Here is a 21181-nt window from a genome sequence, read left to right as displayed (position 1 = left end):
CCCCATAAGTTAGACTTTTAAAACTTATGAGGTGTGCTCTATGCCAATTCCGAAGCATTCAAAAGAGTTAAAATTAAAAGTCATTCAAGCTTATTTAGAGGGAAGTAAAGGATATAAAATCCTTTCACAAGAATTTAATGTAGATCTCCAAACCATCCGCTTATGGATTGAAAACTATAAGGCACAAGGTGAAGATGGCCTGAATGTTAAAACTAAAAAAACCTACTACTCTTCCGAATTTAAAATCAAGGCTGTACAAATGCTTCTTGATAAGATACCGGTAAGAGAAGTTAGAAGACGGTTAAATCTGAGCGGGACGTCAATTTTAAGAAGGTGGCTAGCTCAGTATCATAAAGAAGGGATTGCTGGGTTTAATACCACGAGGATTTATACCAATATGCTTAAACAAGATAAAACTAAAATAACCAAGTCTGTAAAAGATGACAAAGATAAATCTCAGCAGGAGCTCATTGATGAAGTGACCGCTTTACGAGCAGAGGTTGCCTTTTTAAAAAAGCTAAAAGCCTTAAAACTGAAGCAACGTACCTAAATTCAATTTCTACTGCAGACAGTGTTCAAGTTATTTCAGAATTAAGGCAAATTTATCCATTAAAGCTCTTACTCAGTATTGCCAAGATCGCTCGTAGTACTTATTTCTATCACATGAAAGCTGTACGCTCTAAGGATAAATATACTGAGTTAAAACAGCAGATCAAGTCCATATATCACAAGCATAAGGGATGCTATGGCTATCGTAGAATTACTCTTGCTCTGAAAAGTACAGGAATAATAATCAACCATAAATGTGTATATCGTCTTATGAAAACTATGGGACTTAAATCACGTATCAGAGCACTAAAATATCGCTCATATAAAAGTGGTTGTGTCGGGATGGTGGCCGATAACATTATGCAACGGCAATTTAAAGCGAACCGTCCCAACCAGAAATGGGCAACTGATGTGACGGAATTTAATGTTAACGGTGAAAAACTTTATCTATCACCAATTATAGATTTATTTAATGGGGAAATTATTACCTTCCGGATCCAACGTAAACTCAATTATGAGTTAGTGAAAGATATGCTCATTCATGCTTTAGCTAAACTTAAGCGACATGAGAAACCAATTCTCCATTCAGATCAAGGATGGCAATATCAAATGGCTCATTATCAACAGCAATTAAAGCAACATGGTTTAATTCAAAGTATGTCTCGTAAAGGAAATTGCTTAGATAATGCTGTAATAGAAAGCTTCTTTGGAATATTAAAATCGGAGTGCTTTCATGGTGAAAAATTTCAATCAACTGATGAGTTAGAGAAAACTATACGAGAGTACATTCATTATTATAATCATGAGAGAATCAAGGTGAAGCTACAAGGTTTATCCCCTGTACAATATAGAAACCAGTTTTTAAAAACTGCTTAACTAACTGTCCAACTTTATGGGGTCAGATCATCCTACCGCAAAGAAAAGGGGACGCAAGGGTCTAACGAATTATAGTAGAACTATAACCCGCTACGAGTTACGGTCTGTCAAAACCGTCTGGCAATGTAGGCCAGCAACGAGATAATAATCGGTGATTTTAATTACGTCAATTTAATGTTTAAAATATTTTTGATTTAATAATAAAACTAAATGTATTTTTAAAATAATAGGATTAATATTTATATTTAATTAGAAAAAATAAATAATAAAATAATCTTATTAATAATAGGGTTCAGTATCTTATAAATAAAATATTATAGAGATAGCTGCCTATTCTAAACTTTTAAGCATTTCTTTAGCATCCGAATCACCTGCATCGGCAGCGTGCTGAAACCATTTCTTTGCCAGTTGTAGGTTTTTCGGTGTGCCTTCACCATTTAAATACATCTGGGCCAAGTTGTACTGAGCATCGCTTTCATTGTGCTCAGCCGCTTTGGTGTACCACTTAAGTGCTTGCTCATCGCTTTGTGAGACGCCGTGACCTTTTTTATATAGATGAGCTAAATTATATTCTGCGGGTGGGTAGCCTTGCTTGGCAGCACGACTAAACCATTCAAACGCCTTTCCATAATCTTGCGCAGTTCCTTCACCTCTGTCATATAACACCCCTAAGTTATATTGTGCTTTCGCATGGTCCTTGGCCGCAGCCTTAGTAAAATAATCAAAAGCGCGCTTGGCATCTTTTTCGACGCCCGTGCCTGTGTAATACATCATCCCTAAACTATATTTTGCCCCCATACTTCCATTTTGATCAGCCACAGTTAGCCATTTAAACGCTTGCTCATAGTTTTTAACAACGCCTTGTTCGCCACTTAAAAGCATCATCCCCAGATGATATTGAGCAACGGATTGTCCTTGTTCTGCACGATATTGAATATCGGCCACGCTCGGTTCAGCAAATGCTGAAGAATGAAGAGAGAAAATCATCGTAAATATATAAAAAGTAGTATTTTTTATTTTCATATCTCATCCTGCATTTTATTAATTTGAGTAGTTGTTTTCTTCAATATCTATTTGAATATAAAAGAAAAATATTAAATATATTTGGTTGGTTTATAGTGCTTTAAAATGATCTGATTTTACGGTTTAAATACCTATTTAATAAAAAATTAACCTAAAACTGCATATTTAGACTAGTTACATTTTGAAAATGAGTATAGATAGACAGATTAGTCTTTTTTTAATTAAAATGCGGCCTAAATATAAGTTTGATTGATAATAAAAATGCAGATGAGTGTGTCGAGTATATTGGAGCGTTTAGGCCTTGTTTCACAAAATCGCGCTGTTCATATCCAATTCTCAAATCAGTCTTTAAATCAGCAAGTTTTCTTGCAACGCATTGAGGGTGAACATACCCTCAATCAAGGTAGCGTTGCTGAGTTACTGTGTCTATCGACAAACGCACATATTGCATTAAAACAATTTATTGGCTGTCAGGTTGCCGTAGATCAAGTCACCGATACAGGCCAGTTCTTTAGAACCACGGGCATTATTACCGAAGCGAGCCAAGGGCAAAGCGACGGCTCACTCACCATTTATAACCTCACCTTAAAAGACCCAACTGCACTCTGGCATAAACGCCGTAATAGCCGCGTGTTTATGAACAAAAGCGTGCGCGATATTAGCGAAATTCTATTTAAAGAATGGCAGGGGAAAAGCCCGTTATTTGCCGCAAGCTTAACACTCGACACATCTGGCTTAACCAAAGACTATGATGTGCGTCCATTTGTGATGCAGTCAAACGAAAGCGATTATGACTTTTTAACCCGTTTATGGCGTAGTGAAGGCATTAACTGGTTGGTCGATGAATCGCAACTTTTTGTCACTGACCCGAATGCTTCCATTCAGCCACAAATGTTACGTTTAATTGATGATAACCAAAACTATCAGGCACTTGAACGTCGTAGTCTCCGCTACCAACGCAGCAGTGCGACAGAACAGTTTGATACCATTACTCAAGTCAAGGCAGAGCGAAGCTTGCAGCCAACGTCTGTTCATATTCAACGTTGGCAAGCCGATGCGCTGCAACAAGAAGAAGGCAGTGGCAGCGTACAAGGCACACAAAAGCACAGCGAACACTATGACAATGCCAGCTTAAACCTTGAAGATGCATGGCATGTCAGCCCCGCGTGGATGCAGGACTTAAATGGTAAAGACCAAGCTACAGCTTCAGGCAATAACCAGATTGAACAGCTGAACCAGCACATCAATGCTTATCATTACCTAAGTTCGAAACAGTTTACGGTTTCAGGTAACGTCCGTGATGCACAGGTCGGTTACTGGTTTGAACTTAATGATCACCCGGAACTCGACCAACATGACAGTGCCGATAAAGAATTTTTAATCTTAAGCAAGCACTACTACAACCAGAATAATTTACCGAAAGAATTACAACAGCAACTTGAGCGTTTATTACCAAAAGACAAGCTCAAGGCAGCCCAACTCGATAGCCAAAACCCTGAGCAGCGCCACTATGCTGAGCTGAACGTGGTTCGTCGCAATATTAAAGCTGTGCCTGAATATAACCCACTAGAGCACCGACCAGCCGCTCACCCGCAGCGCGCTAGAGTGGTGGGGCTAGAAGGCGAAAGCATCCATGTCGACCAGTGGGGACGCATTAAAGTCCGTTTCTTGTTTACCCGAACTGACGACCATAGTCATGACGGTGGAGCGGGAAGTAACGACAATGACACCGACTCCGCTTGGGTGGATGTGCTGACCCCATGGGCAGGTGCGGGTTATGGCGCACGCTTCCTGCCACGTGTTGGTGAGATTGTTGTCATCGACTTCTTTGACGGCAATGTTGACCGCCCATTTGTGGTGGGACGCATCCACGAAGCCGAACGCCACCCAACCCAGTTTGATCAGAAAGGCCAATTACCTGATACTAAAAAACTTAGCGGCATCCGCTCAGAAGAAGTCGACGGTAAAGGCTTTAACCAGCTACGCTTTGATGACACCACAGGGCAAATCAGTGCCCAGCTACAGAGTAGCCATGCGGCCAGCCAACTTAACTTGGGTAATTTAAGCCATCCAAAAGATAAAGCGGAAAGTGATGGCCGTGGTGAAGGTTTTGAGCTAAGAACAGACCAGTGGGGTGCGGTAAGAGCTGGCAGTGGCTTACTCATTAGTACTCACAAACAGGACCAAGCTCAAGGCGTACACCTCGATGCAAATGAGGCCAAGCAACAAATCGAAGGCGGCCTCAACAATGCCAAGGCACTCAGTGAAGTTGCTAAAAATCAGCAAACTGACCCGTTAGAAAATTTAGAAAACTTAAAATCTTTTATTGAAAAACTTGAGCAGCAAGACAACGCAAAAGCCAAAACCTTTAAAGAAGCGATTATGCTGCTGGCAAGTCCGAATAGTGTCGCGTTGAGTAGTAACGAAGACATTCACTTAACCGCAGATGGGCAGCTAAACCAAACTGCTGGAGACAGCATTAATCTGTCTACCCAAAAGAACCTGATTGCACATGCCCAAAATAAAATTAGTCTTTTTGCAGCTCAAGAAGGGGCAAGACTCTATGCAGGCAAAGGCAAAGTTGAGATACAAGCGCAAGGCGATGGAGCAGATTTGATTGCCCGTAAAGCTGTTCAGGTGATTTCGACTGAAGACAAAATCGAAGCGACCGCAGCCAAAGAAATTGTACTCACCGCAGGCGGTTCTCAAGTCAAAATTACCGGTTCGGGCATTTTTATGACTACGAGCGGCAAGTTTGAGGTGAAGGCTGGACAGCATTTGTTTAAAGGAGGAGCTGAAGTAGGCATGAACCTTCAAGGGTTACCTGCTTATGAAGCCTATAATGAGAGGTTCAAGATGTTATTACCTTCAGGTGAACCACTTTCATTTGTTGATTACAAGATATCTTCTGAAGGTAAAGAAATTTTTGCTAACTCAGATAAGAAAGGTCAAACCAAAGAAATACATAGCCCTAAAGAACAGGGGCTTAAGCTCGAATTGTTATGGTTGGATCTAGAAACAGTAGATGAAGCCGAAGTTTGGGTAGATCCAGCGCAAGGAAGTAAAAATGTCTAACAGTTTAGATTGGAACAGTAAAACGAACATAAGTGAACATAGTTGTAAGGATGCTCACTGTGACTGTTTGACATTTTGGGAAATATATCAGCAAGAAGCGATCAAGAGATTATCTAATTTACAAAGAGCGAATAACTATAAACTTGAGCCAGGATATGAGGCAAGAGCAAGAAGAATTGCCTCTGTATATGCCAAAATATTTTTAGAAATAGAGCTCGGTGGGAATAAAAATCTACTAGGACGATATTATTGGATGGGCTTAGGAGCCTTTGCCTCAAAAACAGTTGCAACTATATTCAAGCATTGGGGGAGTCTGCTTGGCTATAATGTCGGTGTACAAGAGGCTATAAATCTTTTTGCTCGTGGCAATTTGTGGTTGTTTATGGATATTGCTCCTTGGCATTTAGCTTGGAGTGTATCTTCGGAATCTTTTAAGAGTTGTAAAGATACACGAGATACAAGTACATTCAAATTTGTTAAGCCAGCATTAATGAATTTGCCATGGTCATCGTGTTTACCTAGTATTAAAAATTTAAAAGCGACAAAAGAAATTAGAAAGGCTTTTGCTCTATTACCTGAAATTGAGAAAGCTTTTGCGAATGAAAAAAGTGAACAAAAAAAATTTAAAATTGCTAAAGATGATTTATTTGCGCATTTAATGTTTATTGCTGTACAGGAGCAACATAATATTCTTCAAGTTGTTGTTTGGGAAAATACATCAGTTAAATTTGGCGCGTGGATGCAACGTTGGTTTATAGGTATGCCAGATGCCACACTTGTTCTATCAAGTGATTATAGTGTAGACGCGGTAAAAAAGAATTGGTTTGGTAATTATACAGGTAGTAAAGCTGATCAATTAGTAGAGCTAAAAGAGGATGTCTATATTGCTCCTCTCAAGGATACGATTGCTGAAGATTATGATAGTCGTATGAAATGGATTGGTAAAGCAGCTGAAAAATATCACCGTTTAATGCTTGATGAAAAAGGTCGGCCATTTTTACAACAAGAATTGAAAACCATTTCTAAATGGGGAAATAGTAAAGCCGATTTTAAAATACATTCAAGTAGTAATGAAGGGAAGGTGTGATGTTAGACAAGGCTGGAAACTTATCATGAAAAACTATTTATCTTTATTTATCTGCATTATTACATGCATCTTTTTAACTTCTTGTAAGCCCGCAAATAATACTACCCAAGGAAATAAGTCGATGAACCAAAATCAAGATGTAATAGCCCTTCATTTTGGTGAACAAGGCATGCAGGATTTTAGTAAAAATAGTACTACGCCAGTTGATCGTCAGCCTGCAGGGATGAATTTTTTATCATTAGATTGGACTCCACCAAAACTAGGTCGAGTACGTGTGATTACTGAAAAGAGTAATTTAGAAATTGAAAATGTGATCAGTGTGCTAGGTACACAAGTAGCTCGACGAAGCAATGATGGTATTCAAATCATGGACATTAATGCTAGCTTACATCCAAATGAATATACCACGAGCCAAGAAGCCTATACTGCTTATACTAAATTAGTACATCAGATTAATGACAAACAATGGAAGCAATATTTTTTACCTTTTAGTGCTCGAATTGATAAGCAAGATAATTTTAAGCATATGAATGAAACGATGGGTAAGGTTATCGATCCGACTTATGTATTAAGTTTTAAAGAATGGCAGGACATTTTATCGAAAACAAATAGACTCGTATTTAACTTATACAATGGTGATGCAGAATTAAGTATTAGCCTTCAACAAACGTATCAAGATGATAAAAAAGAACAGTATATGGTGAGGTATAGCTTTGAGAACTTTAAATATGCAGGACGAAATGCTATATCTGATACAGATAAGATGAATTCAGAGCAGTTAAAGCAAGCATTTGAAACTGAAGTTGCCAATAATAAGAAAGCCCGTAAAACTGAAGAAAATAATATGAAAAAAGAGGGTTACCATATAGATGAGAGCTATATAGACCCAGATATTTGGCCTTATGTGCAATAAGCTGTAAGAAGCGTAATTGATTACGCTTCTCTTGTCATAAGAAATAGTTTAAGCAGCTTGAATGGGCTTCACCACAAAAGGAAACAGTTTCTTGCTTATGTTGGTGTAAGTACCAGAACTGCTCTGCAATGGTTTCTGGATGTACTGTGTAGGTCTTATCTTGTGTGCCCGGTGTTCCATCAACAAAGCCATTCACAATCACTTGGCTTACGTAAACATTTGAGTCCGCTAGACTATGAGCAAGTAAGTTGGTGGTTTTGTATTGGGCGGCAGCTGTAGTTGCTAAGGATGAATATTCTTTGGCAACCAAGTCGATACCCACTGCATCGAAAGCAAAAATCCCGTTTGTCGATAAAATACTGCCATGATTCTTTTCTAAATCACCAGAGCAAATATTGCAAGCCGAATTAAAAAAGGTTCAAGTAAAATGAAATTTTTATCATGTATATGGATATTTTTATTATTTGGTTGTACTTCTAAAAATATAGATTATCAATCTACCGATATTAATTTTGGAAAATTTAAATATTTCCAATCTATGTATAGTGGAGAAAAAACATACCAAGGTTTTGTTACAAGCTCTTCTTCTTTAAAAGAAATTTCTGAAAAAAATGCATTTCCTATTTCTAAGCTAAATTGTTTGGAAAATCAGTTTATGGTAAGAGGTGGAGTAGACTTAGATTCAGAAGAAATTAATAATCAATTATATAAATATATGGCACATGTCGAAATATGTAAAAATGATGATTGTTCAGTCGATATTAAAAAAGCAAAAATTGATACTGAATGTAGAATCGAATTAAGAAAAAATTACTCAAATGATGCTTATCAATCAAATAAAGCAAAGTTGACGAATGCTAATTTTGAATAAAATCAATTTGTTGGTGCTAAATTTGATCTATAATTTATTAAGTTGAGAACTAGAAATGTAATAAACCCGCCAAAGCGGGTTTATTTATTTATCAGAGAAGCGTAATTGATTACGCTTCTTCTGTCATAAGAAATAGTTTAAGCCGCTTGAATGGCTTCTCCACAAAGAGAAACTGTTTCTTGTTTATGTTGGTGTAAGTACCAGAACTGCTCTGCAATGGTTTCTGGATGTACTGTGTAGGTCTTATCTTGTGTGCCCGGTGTTCCATCAACAAAGCCATTCACAATCACTTGGCTTACGTAAACATTTGAGTCAGCGAGACTATGAGCAAGCAAGTTGGTGGCTTTGTATTGAGCGGCAGCGGTGGTTGCTAAGGATGAATATTCTTTGGCAACCAAGTCGATACCCACTGCATCGAAAGCAAAAATTCCATTTGTTGATAAAATACTGCCGTGGTTCTTCTCTAAATCACCTAAGCAAGTTTGAACCGTCGCAATATAGCTCGAAACACGAATATGAAAGCTTTTACTAAGCTCTAGTGGAGGGTTTTCTAAGATATTTCCTTCAATATCATGGAAAGCATTCCAATGAATATTTTTAATCTCTCCTAATCGGTCTTTAATACGATTAATAAGATTTGGTATATCTTCAAGAACCGCTAAATCACATGCAAAAGCGTAAGCTTCAATACCTTGTGTTTTAAGTTCTAAAATGGCTTTTTCGAGTTTTTCAGCATTACGTGCCACTAAACCGATTTTATAGCCTTCTTTACCAAATTTATGTGCTACGGCTTTGGAAATACCCGTTCCATAACCAAAAATTATAATATTGTTGTTCATTATAAAGTTCCAAAAAACCAATTATTTGGTTAGAAATAGTTTATAATATGTTTTTATAATGTATTCAAGCGCAAAAGTTATCTCTAAGAATAGTACTCAAAGAATAAAAATGCTTAAAAGCGGGGATTAGGGAGTCAGCTTTACATGAGTTATTGGGCTAAACATGCGCGGTTGAACGAACTTCCAATTTGGCTTAAAAAATTTTCTTGGTAAAATAAACCGGAAAATACAAATAAAGTGGAATTTAAATTTAACTAATTATGTTTAAATGGGAATAAATTCTTTTAAATTGGCTTAATGTTGTAAAAAATCCCAAAAATAATAAAAATTCGCTTTTCTTAGAAAAACAATCCCGCAGGGTGGTGGCTAAACTATATCTCAAGGGTGTGATAGGGATCGAAAAGAGTAGCATGCACCAAAACGTATAACGTTAGTGTGTACTCACCCAAAAGGTCTCGATTCGGCTTAGGACGCTATAGATCAAAAGTTTATAGGCACAAGGTTATAACTTACAAAGTTATGATTGTTGAAGTAAACCATAGATGTTTTCCCTTGACACCCTAAAAAATTCTCTATAATAAAAACGATACTTTACAAGAATATAATTTATGAATAAGCCTTATCTTTCTTCGCTACCTTCTGACAGTCAAATCTCATCTCAATTGAACAATGCCTACTTCCACGACTCGTGGAGCATTGTGCTTGGTCAACCTGATCTAAGTGTATTTGAGCAGCTTATTAAGCTATTTCAGCACACTCCGCAGTGGATAGAGTGGAGCATGAATATGCGTAATAAAATTACTTCAAAGATTGGGCTTAAAGATTTAGGAAGTTTTAAGCAGATTGATACTCATAAAAAAGAAAATGAGTATGTGGCAGGGGACCGAATTGGAATTTTTACTTTTTTGCAGCGTACCGAAAATGAATTAGTGATTGGAGACGATGACAAGCACTTAAATGTGACTTTATCTATTTATAAAAATGAAGATACCCAAGTGCTTACCGTAACTACAATAGTGCATATTAAAAATTGGCTTGGGCGATTGTATATGCTACCTGTAATTCCTGCCCATCGAAAAATCGTACCAGCGACTTTACAGATTTTAGGTTAGATTACTATTTTTATTTACGATGTGATCAGCCAAAATTGTTTATATAATAATCTTATTATCATAATAAAGAGCTGAATAATATGGAAAATAAAAATCAGTGTCGGCAGTGCGCCGTTTGTGGGAAAAATTTTTCTTTAAAAGATCTAGTGTCTGGTGAAGTCATCCGTAATGTGATTAGCGACGAAATTTTAAAAGACTATCCAGATTGGAATTACTCAAGTTTTATTTGTCGGGCCGATCTGGCAGATTATCGAATTAAATATGTGCAGTCGCTATTACGCTCAGAAAAGGGTGAACTCTCTAATTTAGAAAATGAAGTGATTGGCAGTATGCAACGCCACGAGCTAATTAGCCGAAATACCGAATCCGACTTTGATCAAAAATGGACGTTTGGGGAAAAACTGGCAGATAAAATCGCATCATTTGGAGGAAGTTGGGCTTTCCTTATTTGCTTTGCTCTATTTTTGACAGGCTGGATTATTCTAAATACGGTCGTAATGGTAGTACGGCCTGTTGATCCTTATCCCTTTATTTTGCTGAATTTAGTATTGTCATGTTTAGCTGCAATTCAGGCGCCTATTATTATGATGAGCCAAAATCGCCAAGAAGCAAAAGACCGCTTACGTTCTCAACATGACTATCAGATTAATTTAAAAGCCGAGCTTGAGATTCGCCATTTGCATGAAAAAATGGATCATCTTTTGTCGCATCAATGGGAAAGACTTGCGCATATTCAAGAAATTCAGCTCGATCTTTTGGCTGAAATGAATAAAAAACGATAAAGATTTTCTGAGTTTCACGTGGAACATGAGTAGAGCGTTATAGATTATTTTGCGGTAGAACCGAAATTTCTTTATGATTTGCCGCCATGCTCCATTGCTGCTTCTACGACCATGCCTTTAAACGACAACTTTGTTTACGCTCCACCACAAGATCCACTTTCAATTCTATTTGAAGATGACGATTTAATTGTGGTTGATAAACCTGCGGGTTTGTTGTCGGTAATGGGCCGTTTACCAGAGCATCATGACAGTGCTTATTTAAGGGTGCTGGAAAAGTTCCCTTTGGCTAAAGTGACGCATCGTTTAGATATGGCGACGTCGGGCTTACTTATGTTTGCCAAGCATCGTGATGCAGAAGTTGCTGTAAGTAAAATGTTTCAGGCCAGAACAGTTAAAAAGCATTATATTGCGTTGGTGCAAGGCCAAGTCGCACAAGAGGGCAGCGTTGAAGTTCCTCTCATTACTGACTGGGAAAATCGCCCAAGACAAATTGTACATTTTGAATTAGGAAAACATGCTAAAACCTTGTTTCAACCACTCATTTATGATGAAAAGAACAATCAAAGTCGAGTATTACTTGAACCAGTAACAGGACGTTCACATCAGCTACGTGTGCACATGATGCATATAGGACATCCGATTATGGGGGACAAGTTATATCACCCTGAGCCTAAACGTTTTCGCTTAAACCGCATGGCCTTACATGCCGCATATTTGGCTTTCCAACATCCCTTAAATGGAACGGATGTAGTGATTGAGTCACAAGTGCCTTTTTAAAATTTATATAATTAAAAAATTAATTTGATGCAATTGGGAACGGAATATATACCCAAACTGCAATAAAAGTCGGGTATTCTTGATGTCGAATAATATTAATACTGCGACAACAACAAGGAACATTTTATGACTCGTGACTACGAACAATTTCCAGATGACGATAACGGCAACGTACTTTGGCAAATGGCTGAAGATGGGGATGACTTAACCGAGCTGCATGAAATTGAATTTTCTATTGCTTTTCATGATCAGAAAAATGCAGAGCAATGTGCGCTGTATTTGCTTTATCAAGAACAAAAAGTTTCACTTTTTCAAGATGACTCTGTTGAGCCAAATGAATGGGTGATTACTATCTTCGTTAACATGGAACCTGAGTATTCAGACATTGTTGACTTGGAACAATGGTTTGCCAGCATCGCTGAGAAATTTCAGGGCGAATATGATGGATGGGGCTGTATGGCCTATGTCTTCGAGGAAGACGAAGAAGATGACCTGTTGCAGTAAGGTCTAAAATAAAAAGTAGAAGATAATCATGAACTTATCTCAAAAACAAATTGCAGTACGGTTTTTAGAGCTTGCCGCAGCTGGTGAAGTCGATGAAGCTTACAGCAATTACACTGCGCCGAACTTCAAGCATCACAACCCTTATTATGCGGGTGATGCGACTTCTTTGAGGGAAGGGATGCGTGAAAGTGCAATTGAAACTCCCAACAAAGTCTTTGATGTTCAACATGTCATTGAAGAGGGCGATTTGGTTGCTGTGCATTCAAAACTTGAAATGCAAATGAATGGGTTAACCACCTTGGCCGTGGTTCATATTTGCCGTTTTGAAAAGGGTAAAATTGCTGAGTTTTGGGATATTGGACAAGTACAGCCCGACCCACTCGTCAATGAAAATGGTATGTTCTAATCAAAAGCCCGAAACTATTCGGGCTTTTTTATTTTATAGATAAATTAAAATTTCCACTGTGCCGAGATTGAAGCATTCAGTGGCTCACCTGGTTGAACCCATAAATCGCTATAACTTGAGACATAGTAGGTTTTATCAAACAGATTATTTACATTGAGCTGATAACGTAAACGGTCAGATGGTGCATAGTAGCTATTTAAATTGACCAGCGTATAACTTGGTAAGTTAAATCCATTATCTAGATTATGCCCGCTACGCTCATCCACATAGGTGAGGTTGGCACCTACACCTGCTTTTCTTGCACCTTCTTGTAGAAACTCATAGTTAGTGCTTATAGCACCTTGGTGTTTAGGAACATTGCTCAGCCGCGCGCCTTTTGCCAAGTCTTGGTCTTTTTCAATTTGAGCATTGGTATAACTATAGTTGACATTGACGAACCAGCGATCAGTGATCTGGCTATTTAAGTCAAACTCAACTCCTTTACTACTCACTTCACCTGCTGCGGTTTGAAAATTACTGTCGATTGGATCGGTTGTCAGTACATTCTGTTTTTTCATTTTAAACAAAGCGAGACTAAGCACACTTTGATCATTTATTTTATATTTGGTGCCGACCTCATAACTTTCGCCTTTTTCAGGGGCAAAAGTCTGACCATTTCGATTCATACCACTATTCATGGCAAATGAGCGACCATAGTTGCTATAAAACGCCCATTGGTCAGAGGCTTTAAAATTTACTCCGAAACGTGGACTATTCTGGTGAAGCGTTTGGTTGCTTTCAGTCTGAGTCAGGTGATTTTCAAAGTCTTGTTCGACCTGATCAAAACGGTTGCCAAATAGCACACTCCACTGATCATTAAAAAAGATCTGGTCTTGAATATTGAGTGCAAAATAACGCTGCTGTTCTTTGGTGTCGGTAAACGGGGCTAAGTTCGGTAAATATTTGCCATATTCGGGTTGGTAGATATCAATTGTGTTTGGCATGCCAGTACTGTGATTACGACGAAGCTGGTTTTGTTTATAGTCGAGTTGACCAAGCTCGGTCGAAAGCAAAATTTCATGGCGAGCCCACGAAGTATCAACCTTGCCAAGTACCTCTGTCTGAGCCAGCACATCTTGACTTGTATAATCACGATAGCGACGTTGACGCTCTAAAGTACGTCCATCGGCTTGCATACGACGAGGGTCGGTTGCAAAGCCGACCATTTTGGCGTCTTTATAGCTGACTGCACTGTTTAGCTTCCAGTCAGGGTTAAATTCGTGACTCAGACGTAATTGGTAAAAGTAATCTTTTATTTTCAAATCACCGTCGTCAGGTTCACCTGTAAAGGTTTTCGGGTCCATCACAAACTGGTGATTGACGGTGCTGACACCACGGTCAAAGGTTCCTTTGTGTTCTGTAAATTCACTGTCAAAGTCGAGTTGCGTCTGGTCTGAAATTTTCCATGTGAGCTGTGGTGAAAAGAACCAACGTTCACTACTGACATGATCACGGAAGCTTTGATTATCTTCATGAGCCACTGCTACACGATAAGCCAGTTCATCGTTGATAGGGGCTGTATGTTCCAGACTAATTCGATATTGTTCTTGGGTATTGGCACGTAGGTTAAGTTCACTTTCGCTTTCCCACTGCGGTTTTTTACTGTTGAGGTTAAGCAAACCACCAGTTTCGCCACGACCATATAGAGCAGCCATTGGCCCTTTTAAAAACTCTAAAGATTCAATATTTACGACATCTTTTGGCGCACTAATCCCTCGGTTGATACTCAAGCCGTTACGAATCATAGAGGCGCCTAAGTTGGGATCGGTACTAAAACCACGGAAAGAGTAGTTATCCCAAAAGCCACCACCAAAACTGTTTTGATGAAAAACCCCACTCACCAAGCTTAATGCGTCATCAATCCGTTGAACGTCTTGTTGTTCCATCATTTGTTTTGAAACATAAGCACGGTTAAAAGGGACATCTAAAACATCGTGAGTAAATTTAGTCGCCGAGCTATTTTGGCTCACACCTTCTTGGGTACTTTCAGCCTGCACGCGTATGGTCTCAAGTACTGTTGAGGTTTCGTCTCCCCAAGAGAATGTTGATATAAAAGATAACCCTAACGAAGACAACAATCCTAATTTGTGTTGCATAAATAATCAGCCATGAAAGACAAAAGAACTAAAATGTAATAGTATAACGTTACATTATTTTGTTTATTATCGCTATGCTTATAGAAAAAAATATTGAACGTTTACAGTCGATTGATGCATTGCGTGGTTTGGTCATCCTGATTATGTTGCTCGACCATGTAAGAGAAACATTCTATTTACATAAACAAGTTACCGATCCAATGGACGTAACAGTAACAGAACCAGCATTATTTGGCAGTCGATTATTGGCACATATTTGCGCTCCGGTTTTTGTACTTTTAACGGGTATTTCTGCATTTTTATTTCAGTCCAAAAAACAGGACTTACAACAAACGCGTGCCTTTCTATTAAAACGCGGCTTATTTTTAATTGTGTTAGAGCTTACGCTCGTGAACTTTGCATGGACAGCAACTTTTCCACCCGAAGTCATTTATTTACAAGTGATCTGGGCGATTGGTATTAGCATGGTGGTGCTAGCGTGCTGTGTAAGTTTGCCTTTACCTGTTCTTGCGGGCGCAGGTTTGGTTATTATTTTTGGGCACAATTTATTAGATTCAGTGCACTTCTCACAAGGCGTCTTGCAAAATATATGGTTTGTTTTACATGACCGTGGTTGGATTGAGATTGCAGACATCAAGCTTCGTACAAGTTACCCTGTTTTACCTTGGATTGGCGTGATTTTATTGAGCTATGCGCTAGGTCAGTTCTTTAGTTCAAAATATTCAGCAAAGCAAAGAAGCCGCACTTTACTTAGCCTTGGTTTAGTAAGTATTGGATTGTTTGTTTTACTGCGTTTTATCAATGTCTATGGCGACCAGCCGTGGCAACATTTTGAGTCATTACAACTGAGTCTAATGAGCTTTTTTAACCTCACTAAGTATCCACCGTCTTTATTATTTATTTTGCTGAATGTTGGAATTGGCTTGCTTGCGCTTGTTGCTTTTGAGCGTATGCAGCAATATTCATTCCTAAAACCCTTGGTGGTGTTTGGCTCGGTGCCTATGTTCTTTTACTTACTGCATTTATATGTGTTGAAACTCATGTATGTGTTTGCACTCAGTGTGTGGGGAGCTAACTACGGAAAGTATTTGTCGGTCAATCATGTGTGGATGCTGTGGTTAATCACGATTGTGTTGTCTTTTGCGCTCTATCCAGCAGTTAAGTGGTTCTCGAAGTTCAAACATCAAAATAAACATATTTCGTTTTTAAAATATTTCTAATTTTCAAAACTTGAGTAAAGCGAGTTCAATGGAGCTTCGCTTTACTTGCTTACATCTAGATATAGAGTTTCTTTGACTTCTTCCATAACCACATAACTGTGTGACGATGCCGAAGCAGGGAGTTTCTTTAGCAGATCTCCTAATAAGCGGCGATATGCACTCATTTCTTTTAAACGCGCTTTTACGAGGTAGTCAAATTCGCCTGAAATAAGGTGACATTCAAGCACTTCAGGAATCTCAACTAAATCTCTAGCCACCTGATCAAACACATCGCCAGATTTGGCAGATAACTTAATTTCTAAAAAGACAAGCAAGTTACGATCCACAAAGGCTGGGTTTAGTCGAGCGTAATAACCCATGATAATGCCATCGCGTTCAAGACGCTTTACACGCTCCGAACAGGGGGTGGTCGACAGGTTAACTCTCGATGCCAATTCACTAATCGCAATTCGTCCTTCACGCTGCAAAATGTCCAGAATCATGCGATCTATACGATCTAAGGGGCGCATAGATATTTCCTCTTTTTTTTAAATTCTCGCGAGAAAAACATAAATTTACCTAGATTATAGTCTAAAAAACAGTGAAATAAACTATTGAAACAGAAATATACTAGTTAAATAAACTGGTGTGCGTGAGGGAATGGAAATGCGCGTAATTGTTTTAGGTAGCGGCGTTATTGGAGTGGCAAGTGCCTATTATCTAGCTCAACAAGGAGCTGAGGTTACTGTTCTCGATCGCCAGTCAGGTCCTGCTGAAGAAACAAGTTTTGGTAATGCAGGTCAAATTTCGCCTGGGTATTCGACTCCTTGGGCAGCACCAGGAATTCCTTTTAAAGCTGTGAAATGGATGTTTCAACATCATGCACCGCTTGCGATTAATTTAGATGGCAGCATGTGGCAGTTACAGTGGATGGCTCAAATGCTAAAAAACTGTAATCCGCAAAGTTATGCTGTAAACAAAGAACGTATGATGCGCGTGGCTGAATACAGCCGTGACTGCTTACGTGAACTTAGAAAAGATACAGGCATTAATTACGAAAACCGTGCAAAAGGCACGTTGCAGTTATTCCGTAAAGAAGCACAAATGGAAGCGGTTCAACGTGACATTAGCGTGCTACAAGAATGCGGCGTAAGCTACGAATTATTAAATGGCAACGAACTTGGTCGTGTAGAACCAGCGTTGGCAAATGCGCAAGATAAATTAGTTGGTGGTTTACACTTACCAAATGACGAAACAGGTGACTGTTATTTATTTACCAATGCTTTAGCTCAAATTGCTAAAGAGTTGGGCGTTAACTTCCAGTTCAACCAGAACGTAGAAAAGTTGATTGTTGAAGGCGATGAAATTAAGGGTGTTTTGGTCAATGGTAAGGTCTTAACCGCAGATCGTTATGTCCTAGCGTTTGGTAGCTATTCACGTGATTTCTTGAAACCACTTGATCTACAGTTACCTGTATATCCTGTGAAAGGTTATTCGTTGACGATTCCAATTGTTGACCCTGCTTTTGCTCCGCAATCTACAGTGCTTGATGAAACCTACAAAATTGCGATTACTCGTTTTGACCAACGTATTCGCGTAGGTGGTATGGCTGAGTTAAGTGGCTTTAACTTAGGCCTGAATGAAGACCGCCGTGCAACATTGCAAATGGTGACTCAGGACTTGTTCCCGGGCGGCGATATGGCACAGGCGTCTTTCTGGACTGGTTTACGTCCAATGACACCAGACAGCACTCCAATTATTGGCGCAACTCGCTTTAAAAATCTGTTCTTGAATACAGGTCACGGTACTCTAGGCTGGACGATGGCGTGTGGTTCAGGAAAATTAATCAGTGACATCGTATTGAATCACAAAACTGATATCAGTACCGATGGCCTTTCAATTCAGCGTTATTCACACGCGCATGCTGCATAACGGACGTTAGGAAAGTAATCATGCCTCGTCCTATTACCGCAGTCATCCACCGTCAAGCCTTACAAAATAACTTGGCGGTGGTACGCAAGGCTATGCCAAACAGTAAGGTCTTTGCCGTTGTAAAAGCCAATGCTTATGGACACGGAATTGAACGTGTTTATGAAGCGTTTAAAGCAGCAGATGGCTTTGCCTTACTTGATCTTGATGAAGCAAAACGCATTCGTGCTTTAGGTTGGACAGGTCCAATTTTATTGCTCGAAGGAATTTTCTCCCCTCAAGATTTATTTGATTGTGTGCAATATCAACTCAGTTTCACTATTCATAGTGAAGCGCAAATAGAGTGGGTTCAAAAACATCCTTATCCTGCTCAATTTGATGTTTGCCTAAAAATGAACAGTGGTATGAACCGTCTTGGTTTTAAACCACAGCACTATGTTCAGGCTTGGGAACGTTTAAATAACTTGGCGAACGTGTCCAAGATTACGCACATGATGCATTTTTCGGATGCAGATGGCGAGCGTTTTGGCCAGCAAGGTATTGATTATCAAACCACTGCATTTGAAGAAATTATTAAAGATTTACCGGGTGAAAGGTCGGTAAGTAATAGTGCGGCAATTCTGCGTTATCAAGACCAGCTCAAATCAGATTATGCACGTAGCGGCATCATGCTCTATGGCAGCTCGCCAGACTACCCGACGCATAGTATTGCAGATTGGGGCTTACAACCGACCATGAGCTTACGCAGTGAAATTATTTCCGTTCAGCATTTAGAGCCGAATGAAAGTGTAGGGTATGGTTCAAACTTTGTCGCAGAGCAGCCCATGACGATTGGAATTGTCGCTTGTGGCTATGCTGATGGTTATCAACGTATTTCACCAACAGGTACGCCTGTTTTAGTGGACTCAGTCCGCACTCGCACAATTGGTCGTGTCAGCATGGATATGCTGGCAGTCGATTTAACGGGCATTGAAAATGCCAAAGTTGGTAGCGAAGTGGTGCTCTGGGGCCAATCAAGTACAGGTGTTGTTTTACCTATTGATGATGTCGCAGTTTCTTCCGGTACGGTGGGCTATGAACTGATGTGTGCTGTCACCGCCCGTGTTCAATTTATTAATCAGGTATAAGGAAATCCGAATGTCGAATTCAGATATACAAAAGATCAATACTAACGAAGTCATGAGTGCCGTGACTGTTTTTAACAAAGTGGTTTATCTGTCAGGTCAGGTGCCTAAAAATACCGAGCAAGATGTGGCAGGCCAAACTCGTGAAATTCTTGCAACGATTGATGAACTTTTGGCGTTAGCCAATACAGATAAATCTCGTTTGCTCTCTGCACAGCTCTATTTGAAAAATCTTTCTGACTTTTCAACCGTAAATGCAATTTGGGTTGACTGGTTAAAAGGGTGTGTTGCTCCATCGCGTGCCACAATTCAGGCCGATTTGGTCAATCCGGATTGGTTAATTGAAATTGCCGTGACGGCAGCACAAAAGTAATTCGTTTTTACTCCAAAAATGATGATGTATCTAACAGAAGGAAGATAGATACGGTTTAACCAGTCATTTTTGGTGAACAGATTCAGTGACCTATGGCATACGGTTCAATTTTCGCCGTAGGTTGCTGATCTTAACAAAGGAATTCAAAAAGGAATTTTAATATGACAACGGCTCGTCATTCAGATACGGAAAATTCTCCTGATCATCTGCAACGAAAACTGTCTAACCGTCATTTACAACTGATTGCTATTGGCGGTGCAATTGGAACCGGCCTATTTATGGGTTCGGGCAAAACTATCTCCCTCGCAGGTCCTTCAATCCTTTTGATCTATATGATTATTGGAGGAATGTTCTTTTTCTTAATGCGTGCAATGGGCGAGTTGCTCCTTGCAAATCTGCATTACAAATCTTTTGTTGATATGGCTCATGATCTGATTGGTCCTTGGGCTGGTTATTATTTGGGCTGGACTTATTGGTTAGGTTGGGTGCTGGTGGGTATTGCGGACCTTTCAGCAGTCATTAACTATTTAGGTTTCTGGCTACCCGATGGCGCAAGTTTCTCACCAATACAGCAGGCCATGATTAGCGCAGGTTGTGTGTTATTTGTGATGGGTCTTAACCTCTTAACAGTACGCCTATTTGGTGAAATTGAATTCTGGTTTGCTCTCATTAAGATCTTGGCGATTATTGGTCTGATCGGAGTGGGCGGCTACATGATTTTCAGCCATTTCCAAGCTCCGCAAGGCGCTGTCGCAAGCATCAGTAATGTTTGGTCACATGGCGGTTTATTCCCGAAAGGTACAGAAGGCTTCTTGGCAGGATTCCAGATTGCTGTATTTGCTTTTGTCGGGGTGGAACTTGTAGGTACAACGGCTGCTGAAACCAAAGACCCGCAGAAGAACTTACCGAAAGCGATTAATGCGATTCCGGTACGTATTATTTTGTTCTATGTATTGGCACTGTTTATTGTGATGTCGGTAACCCCTTGGGATCACATTCGTGCAGATAAAAGTCCGTTTGTTGAGTTGTTCTTAAATGCGGGTATTCCGGTTTCTGCAATCATCATGAACTTGGTGGTGCTATCTTCGGTCATGTCTTCAATGAACAGCGGCGTGTTTTCAACCAGTCGTATGTTGTTTGGTTTATCAAAAGACGGTCAGGCACCTGGTGCATTTGGTCGTTTATCAAAACGCGCAGTTCCTTCAAATGGTTTGATTTTCTCTTGTACCTTTATCATGGGCGGAGCGGTGCTTCAGTACTTTGTTCCAAACACGATGGAAGCATTTACTTTGGCAAGTTCACTTTGTGTGATTCTATTCATTAGTGTCTGGAGTCTCATCATGGTGTGCTATTTACGCTACCGTAAATTACGTCCTGAATTACATGAAAAATCAACATTCAAAATGCCAGGTGGCGTTTGGATGAGTTATGTTGTTTTGGCATTTATGCTTTTCACTTTGGTGATCTTGGCATTAGAGCCAGATACATTGAAAGCTTTATATGTCAGTCCAGTATGGCTGGTTATTTTAGGTGTTACCTATCATGTGTTGTATAAACCACGTATGAAAAAACTAGGACGTGAACTCGTCAACGATCATTAAGTTTGA

Annotated in this window: 20 protein-coding genes and 1 pseudogene; 16 read left to right on the top strand and 5 right to left on the bottom strand. The window is 39.4% G+C overall.

The window, feature by feature from the left end; genetic code table 11:
* Positions 1 to 40: 40 nt before the first annotated feature.
* Both J655_RS25815 and J655_RS25810 read left to right on the top strand, forming a co-directional pair.
* A complete protein-coding gene (locus tag J655_RS25815) occupies positions 41 to 550 on the top strand; it encodes a helix-turn-helix domain-containing protein (RefSeq protein WP_002120495.1) in 510 nt (169 codons plus the stop codon).
* A gap of 5 nt (positions 551 to 555) precedes the next feature.
* Positions 556 to 1425, top strand: a complete 870-nt coding sequence (locus J655_RS25810; protein ID WP_106405999.1) for an IS3 family transposase — start codon at positions 556 to 558, stop codon at positions 1423 to 1425.
* A gap of 330 nt (positions 1426 to 1755) precedes the next feature.
* Here the strand turns inward: J655_RS25810 and J655_RS21625 are convergent, their stop codons facing one another.
* Complete coding sequence (locus J655_RS21625) at positions 1756 to 2448, bottom strand: tetratricopeptide repeat protein (RefSeq protein WP_005079579.1); 693 nt, start codon at positions 2446 to 2448, stop codon at positions 1756 to 1758.
* A gap of 261 nt (positions 2449 to 2709) precedes the next feature.
* On the opposite strand from J655_RS21625, the gene J655_RS21620 reads away from it, so the two are divergent.
* From J655_RS21620 to J655_RS21610, 3 genes are read left to right on the top strand one after another with little or no spacing between them, the layout of a single operon-like run.
* Positions 2710 to 5523, top strand: coding sequence for a type VI secretion system Vgr family protein (locus J655_RS21620; RefSeq protein WP_032053101.1), 2814 nt, complete (start codon positions 2710 to 2712; stop codon positions 5521 to 5523).
* The gene (locus J655_RS21615; protein WP_005079574.1) at positions 5516 to 6610 is read left to right on the top strand and encodes a DUF2515 family protein; all 1095 of its coding nucleotides are present in this window, start codon (positions 5516 to 5518) and stop codon (positions 6608 to 6610) included. The genes J655_RS21620 and J655_RS21615 overlap by 8 nt, the downstream gene beginning before the upstream one ends.
* Positions 6611 to 6635: 25 nt before the next feature.
* A complete protein-coding gene (locus tag J655_RS21610; protein ID WP_005804793.1) occupies positions 6636 to 7523 on the top strand; it encodes a hypothetical protein in 888 nt (295 codons plus the stop codon).
* Positions 7524 to 7557: 34 nt separating this feature from the next.
* Here the strand turns inward: J655_RS21610 and J655_RS25435 are convergent.
* Positions 7558 to 7914 (bottom strand): annotated as a pseudogene (locus J655_RS25435) (short-chain dehydrogenase); the annotation flags it as partial.
* A gap of 36 nt (positions 7915 to 7950) precedes the next feature.
* Here J655_RS25435 and J655_RS21595 point away from each other — a divergent pair.
* Positions 7951 to 8394: a hypothetical protein gene (locus J655_RS21595; RefSeq protein WP_005079571.1), complete on the top strand. Its 444-nt coding sequence runs from the start codon at positions 7951 to 7953 to the stop codon at positions 8392 to 8394.
* A gap of 137 nt (positions 8395 to 8531) precedes the next feature.
* Here the strand turns inward: J655_RS21595 and J655_RS21590 are convergent, their stop codons facing one another.
* A complete protein-coding gene (locus J655_RS21590; RefSeq protein ID WP_005079569.1) occupies positions 8532 to 9233 on the bottom strand; it encodes an SDR family NAD(P)-dependent oxidoreductase in 702 nt (233 codons plus the stop codon).
* Between the two features lie 608 nt (positions 9234 to 9841).
* Between J655_RS21590 and J655_RS21585 the strand changes: the two genes are divergently transcribed.
* The 5 genes from J655_RS21585 (at position 9842) to J655_RS21565 (ending at position 12814) form a co-directional block, all read left to right on the top strand.
* Positions 9842 to 10345, top strand: coding sequence for a DUF2867 domain-containing protein (locus tag J655_RS21585; RefSeq protein WP_005079567.1), 504 nt, complete (start codon positions 9842 to 9844; stop codon positions 10343 to 10345).
* 80 nt (positions 10346 to 10425) lie between these two features.
* A complete protein-coding gene (locus J655_RS21580; protein ID WP_005079566.1) occupies positions 10426 to 11127 on the top strand; it encodes a DUF1003 domain-containing protein in 702 nt (233 codons plus the stop codon).
* A gap of 111 nt (positions 11128 to 11238) precedes the next feature.
* Positions 11239 to 11904 carry an RluA family pseudouridine synthase gene (locus J655_RS21575; RefSeq protein ID WP_005079564.1) on the top strand — a complete coding sequence of 222 codons (666 nt, stop codon included), beginning with the start codon at positions 11239 to 11241 and terminating at the stop codon, positions 11902 to 11904.
* A 126-nt stretch (positions 11905 to 12030) separates the two neighbouring features.
* Entirely contained in the window at positions 12031 to 12408 is a 378-nt protein-coding gene (locus J655_RS21570) for a ribonuclease E inhibitor RraB (RefSeq protein ID WP_005079563.1), read from the top strand.
* A gap of 28 nt (positions 12409 to 12436) precedes the next feature.
* Positions 12437 to 12814, top strand: coding sequence for a nuclear transport factor 2 family protein (locus J655_RS21565; RefSeq protein WP_005071906.1), 378 nt, complete (start codon positions 12437 to 12439; stop codon positions 12812 to 12814).
* 44 nt (positions 12815 to 12858) lie between these two features.
* Here J655_RS21565 and J655_RS21560 read toward each other — a convergent pair whose 3' ends face one another.
* On the bottom strand, positions 12859 to 14949 hold the full coding sequence (locus J655_RS21560; RefSeq protein WP_031968819.1) for a TonB-dependent receptor: 2091 nt from the start codon (positions 14947 to 14949) through the stop codon (positions 12859 to 12861).
* Positions 14950 to 15023: 74 nt separating this feature from the next.
* Here J655_RS21560 and J655_RS21555 point away from each other — a divergent pair, with 74 nt between their 5' ends.
* Entirely contained in the window at positions 15024 to 16169 is a 1146-nt protein-coding gene (locus J655_RS21555) for a DUF1624 domain-containing protein (RefSeq protein WP_005804789.1), read from the top strand.
* Between the two features lie 41 nt (positions 16170 to 16210).
* On the opposite strand, the gene J655_RS21550 is transcribed toward J655_RS21555, so the two are convergent.
* Positions 16211 to 16678: an Lrp/AsnC ligand binding domain-containing protein gene (locus J655_RS21550; RefSeq protein WP_005804788.1), complete on the bottom strand. Its 468-nt coding sequence runs from the start codon at positions 16676 to 16678 to the stop codon at positions 16211 to 16213.
* Between the two features lie 136 nt (positions 16679 to 16814).
* Here J655_RS21550 and J655_RS21545 point away from each other — a divergent pair, with 136 nt between their 5' ends.
* The 4 genes from J655_RS21545 (at position 16815) to J655_RS21530 (ending at position 21175) form a co-directional block, all read left to right on the top strand.
* Entirely contained in the window at positions 16815 to 18080 is a 1266-nt protein-coding gene (locus tag J655_RS21545) for a D-amino acid dehydrogenase (protein ID WP_025464200.1), read from the top strand.
* Positions 18081 to 18100: 20 nt separating this feature from the next.
* A complete protein-coding gene (gene alr, locus J655_RS21540; protein WP_025464199.1) occupies positions 18101 to 19204 on the top strand; it encodes an alanine racemase in 1104 nt (367 codons plus the stop codon).
* 10 nt (positions 19205 to 19214) lie between these two features.
* A complete protein-coding gene (locus J655_RS21535; RefSeq protein WP_000071347.1) occupies positions 19215 to 19574 on the top strand; it encodes a RidA family protein in 360 nt (119 codons plus the stop codon).
* Between the two features lie 161 nt (positions 19575 to 19735).
* Complete coding sequence (locus J655_RS21530; RefSeq protein WP_002118023.1) at positions 19736 to 21175, top strand: amino acid permease; 1440 nt, start codon at positions 19736 to 19738, stop codon at positions 21173 to 21175.
* Positions 21176 to 21181: the final 6 nt, after the last annotated feature.

The organism is Acinetobacter sp. 1294243 (assembly GCF_000588015.1).
GTDB classification, from domain to species: domain Bacteria; phylum Pseudomonadota; class Gammaproteobacteria; order Pseudomonadales; family Moraxellaceae; genus Acinetobacter; species Acinetobacter pittii.
Note: the sequence above shows the minus strand (reverse complement) of the source record. Positions and strands in the feature narration are given on the sequence as shown.

Coding starts and splice junctions, on each gene's coding strand:
- J655_RS21560 (WP_031968819.1), bottom strand. CDS start 14,949: ATGCAACACAAATTAGGATTGTTGTCTTCGTTAGGGTTATCTTTTATA.
- J655_RS21550 (WP_005804788.1), bottom strand. CDS start 16,678: ATGCGCCCCTTAGATCGTATAGATCGCATGATTCTGGACATTTTGCAG.
- J655_RS21615 (WP_005079574.1), top strand. CDS start 5,516: ATGTCTAACAGTTTAGATTGGAACAGTAAAACGAACATAAGTGAACAT.
- J655_RS21545 (WP_025464200.1), top strand. CDS start 16,815: ATGCGCGTAATTGTTTTAGGTAGCGGCGTTATTGGAGTGGCAAGTGCC.
- J655_RS21555 (WP_005804789.1), top strand. CDS start 15,024: ATGCTTATAGAAAAAAATATTGAACGTTTACAGTCGATTGATGCATTG.
- J655_RS21570 (WP_005079563.1), top strand. CDS start 12,031: ATGACTCGTGACTACGAACAATTTCCAGATGACGATAACGGCAACGTA.
- J655_RS21625 (WP_005079579.1), bottom strand. CDS start 2,448: ATGAAAATAAAAAATACTACTTTTTATATATTTACGATGATTTTCTCT.
- J655_RS21595 (WP_005079571.1), top strand. CDS start 7,951: ATGAAATTTTTATCATGTATATGGATATTTTTATTATTTGGTTGTACT.
- alr (WP_025464199.1), top strand. CDS start 18,101: ATGCCTCGTCCTATTACCGCAGTCATCCACCGTCAAGCCTTACAAAAT.
- J655_RS25815 (WP_002120495.1), top strand. CDS start 41: ATGCCAATTCCGAAGCATTCAAAAGAGTTAAAATTAAAAGTCATTCAA.
- J655_RS21610 (WP_005804793.1), top strand. CDS start 6,636: ATGAAAAACTATTTATCTTTATTTATCTGCATTATTACATGCATCTTT.
- J655_RS21565 (WP_005071906.1), top strand. CDS start 12,437: ATGAACTTATCTCAAAAACAAATTGCAGTACGGTTTTTAGAGCTTGCC.
- J655_RS21580 (WP_005079566.1), top strand. CDS start 10,426: ATGGAAAATAAAAATCAGTGTCGGCAGTGCGCCGTTTGTGGGAAAAAT.
- J655_RS21590 (WP_005079569.1), bottom strand. CDS start 9,233: ATGAACAACAATATTATAATTTTTGGTTATGGAACGGGTATTTCCAAA.
- J655_RS21575 (WP_005079564.1), top strand. CDS start 11,239: ATGCCTTTAAACGACAACTTTGTTTACGCTCCACCACAAGATCCACTT.
- J655_RS21530 (WP_002118023.1), top strand. CDS start 19,736: ATGACAACGGCTCGTCATTCAGATACGGAAAATTCTCCTGATCATCTG.
- J655_RS21585 (WP_005079567.1), top strand. CDS start 9,842: ATGAATAAGCCTTATCTTTCTTCGCTACCTTCTGACAGTCAAATCTCA.
- J655_RS21535 (WP_000071347.1), top strand. CDS start 19,215: ATGTCGAATTCAGATATACAAAAGATCAATACTAACGAAGTCATGAGT.
- J655_RS21620 (WP_032053101.1), top strand. CDS start 2,710: ATGCAGATGAGTGTGTCGAGTATATTGGAGCGTTTAGGCCTTGTTTCA.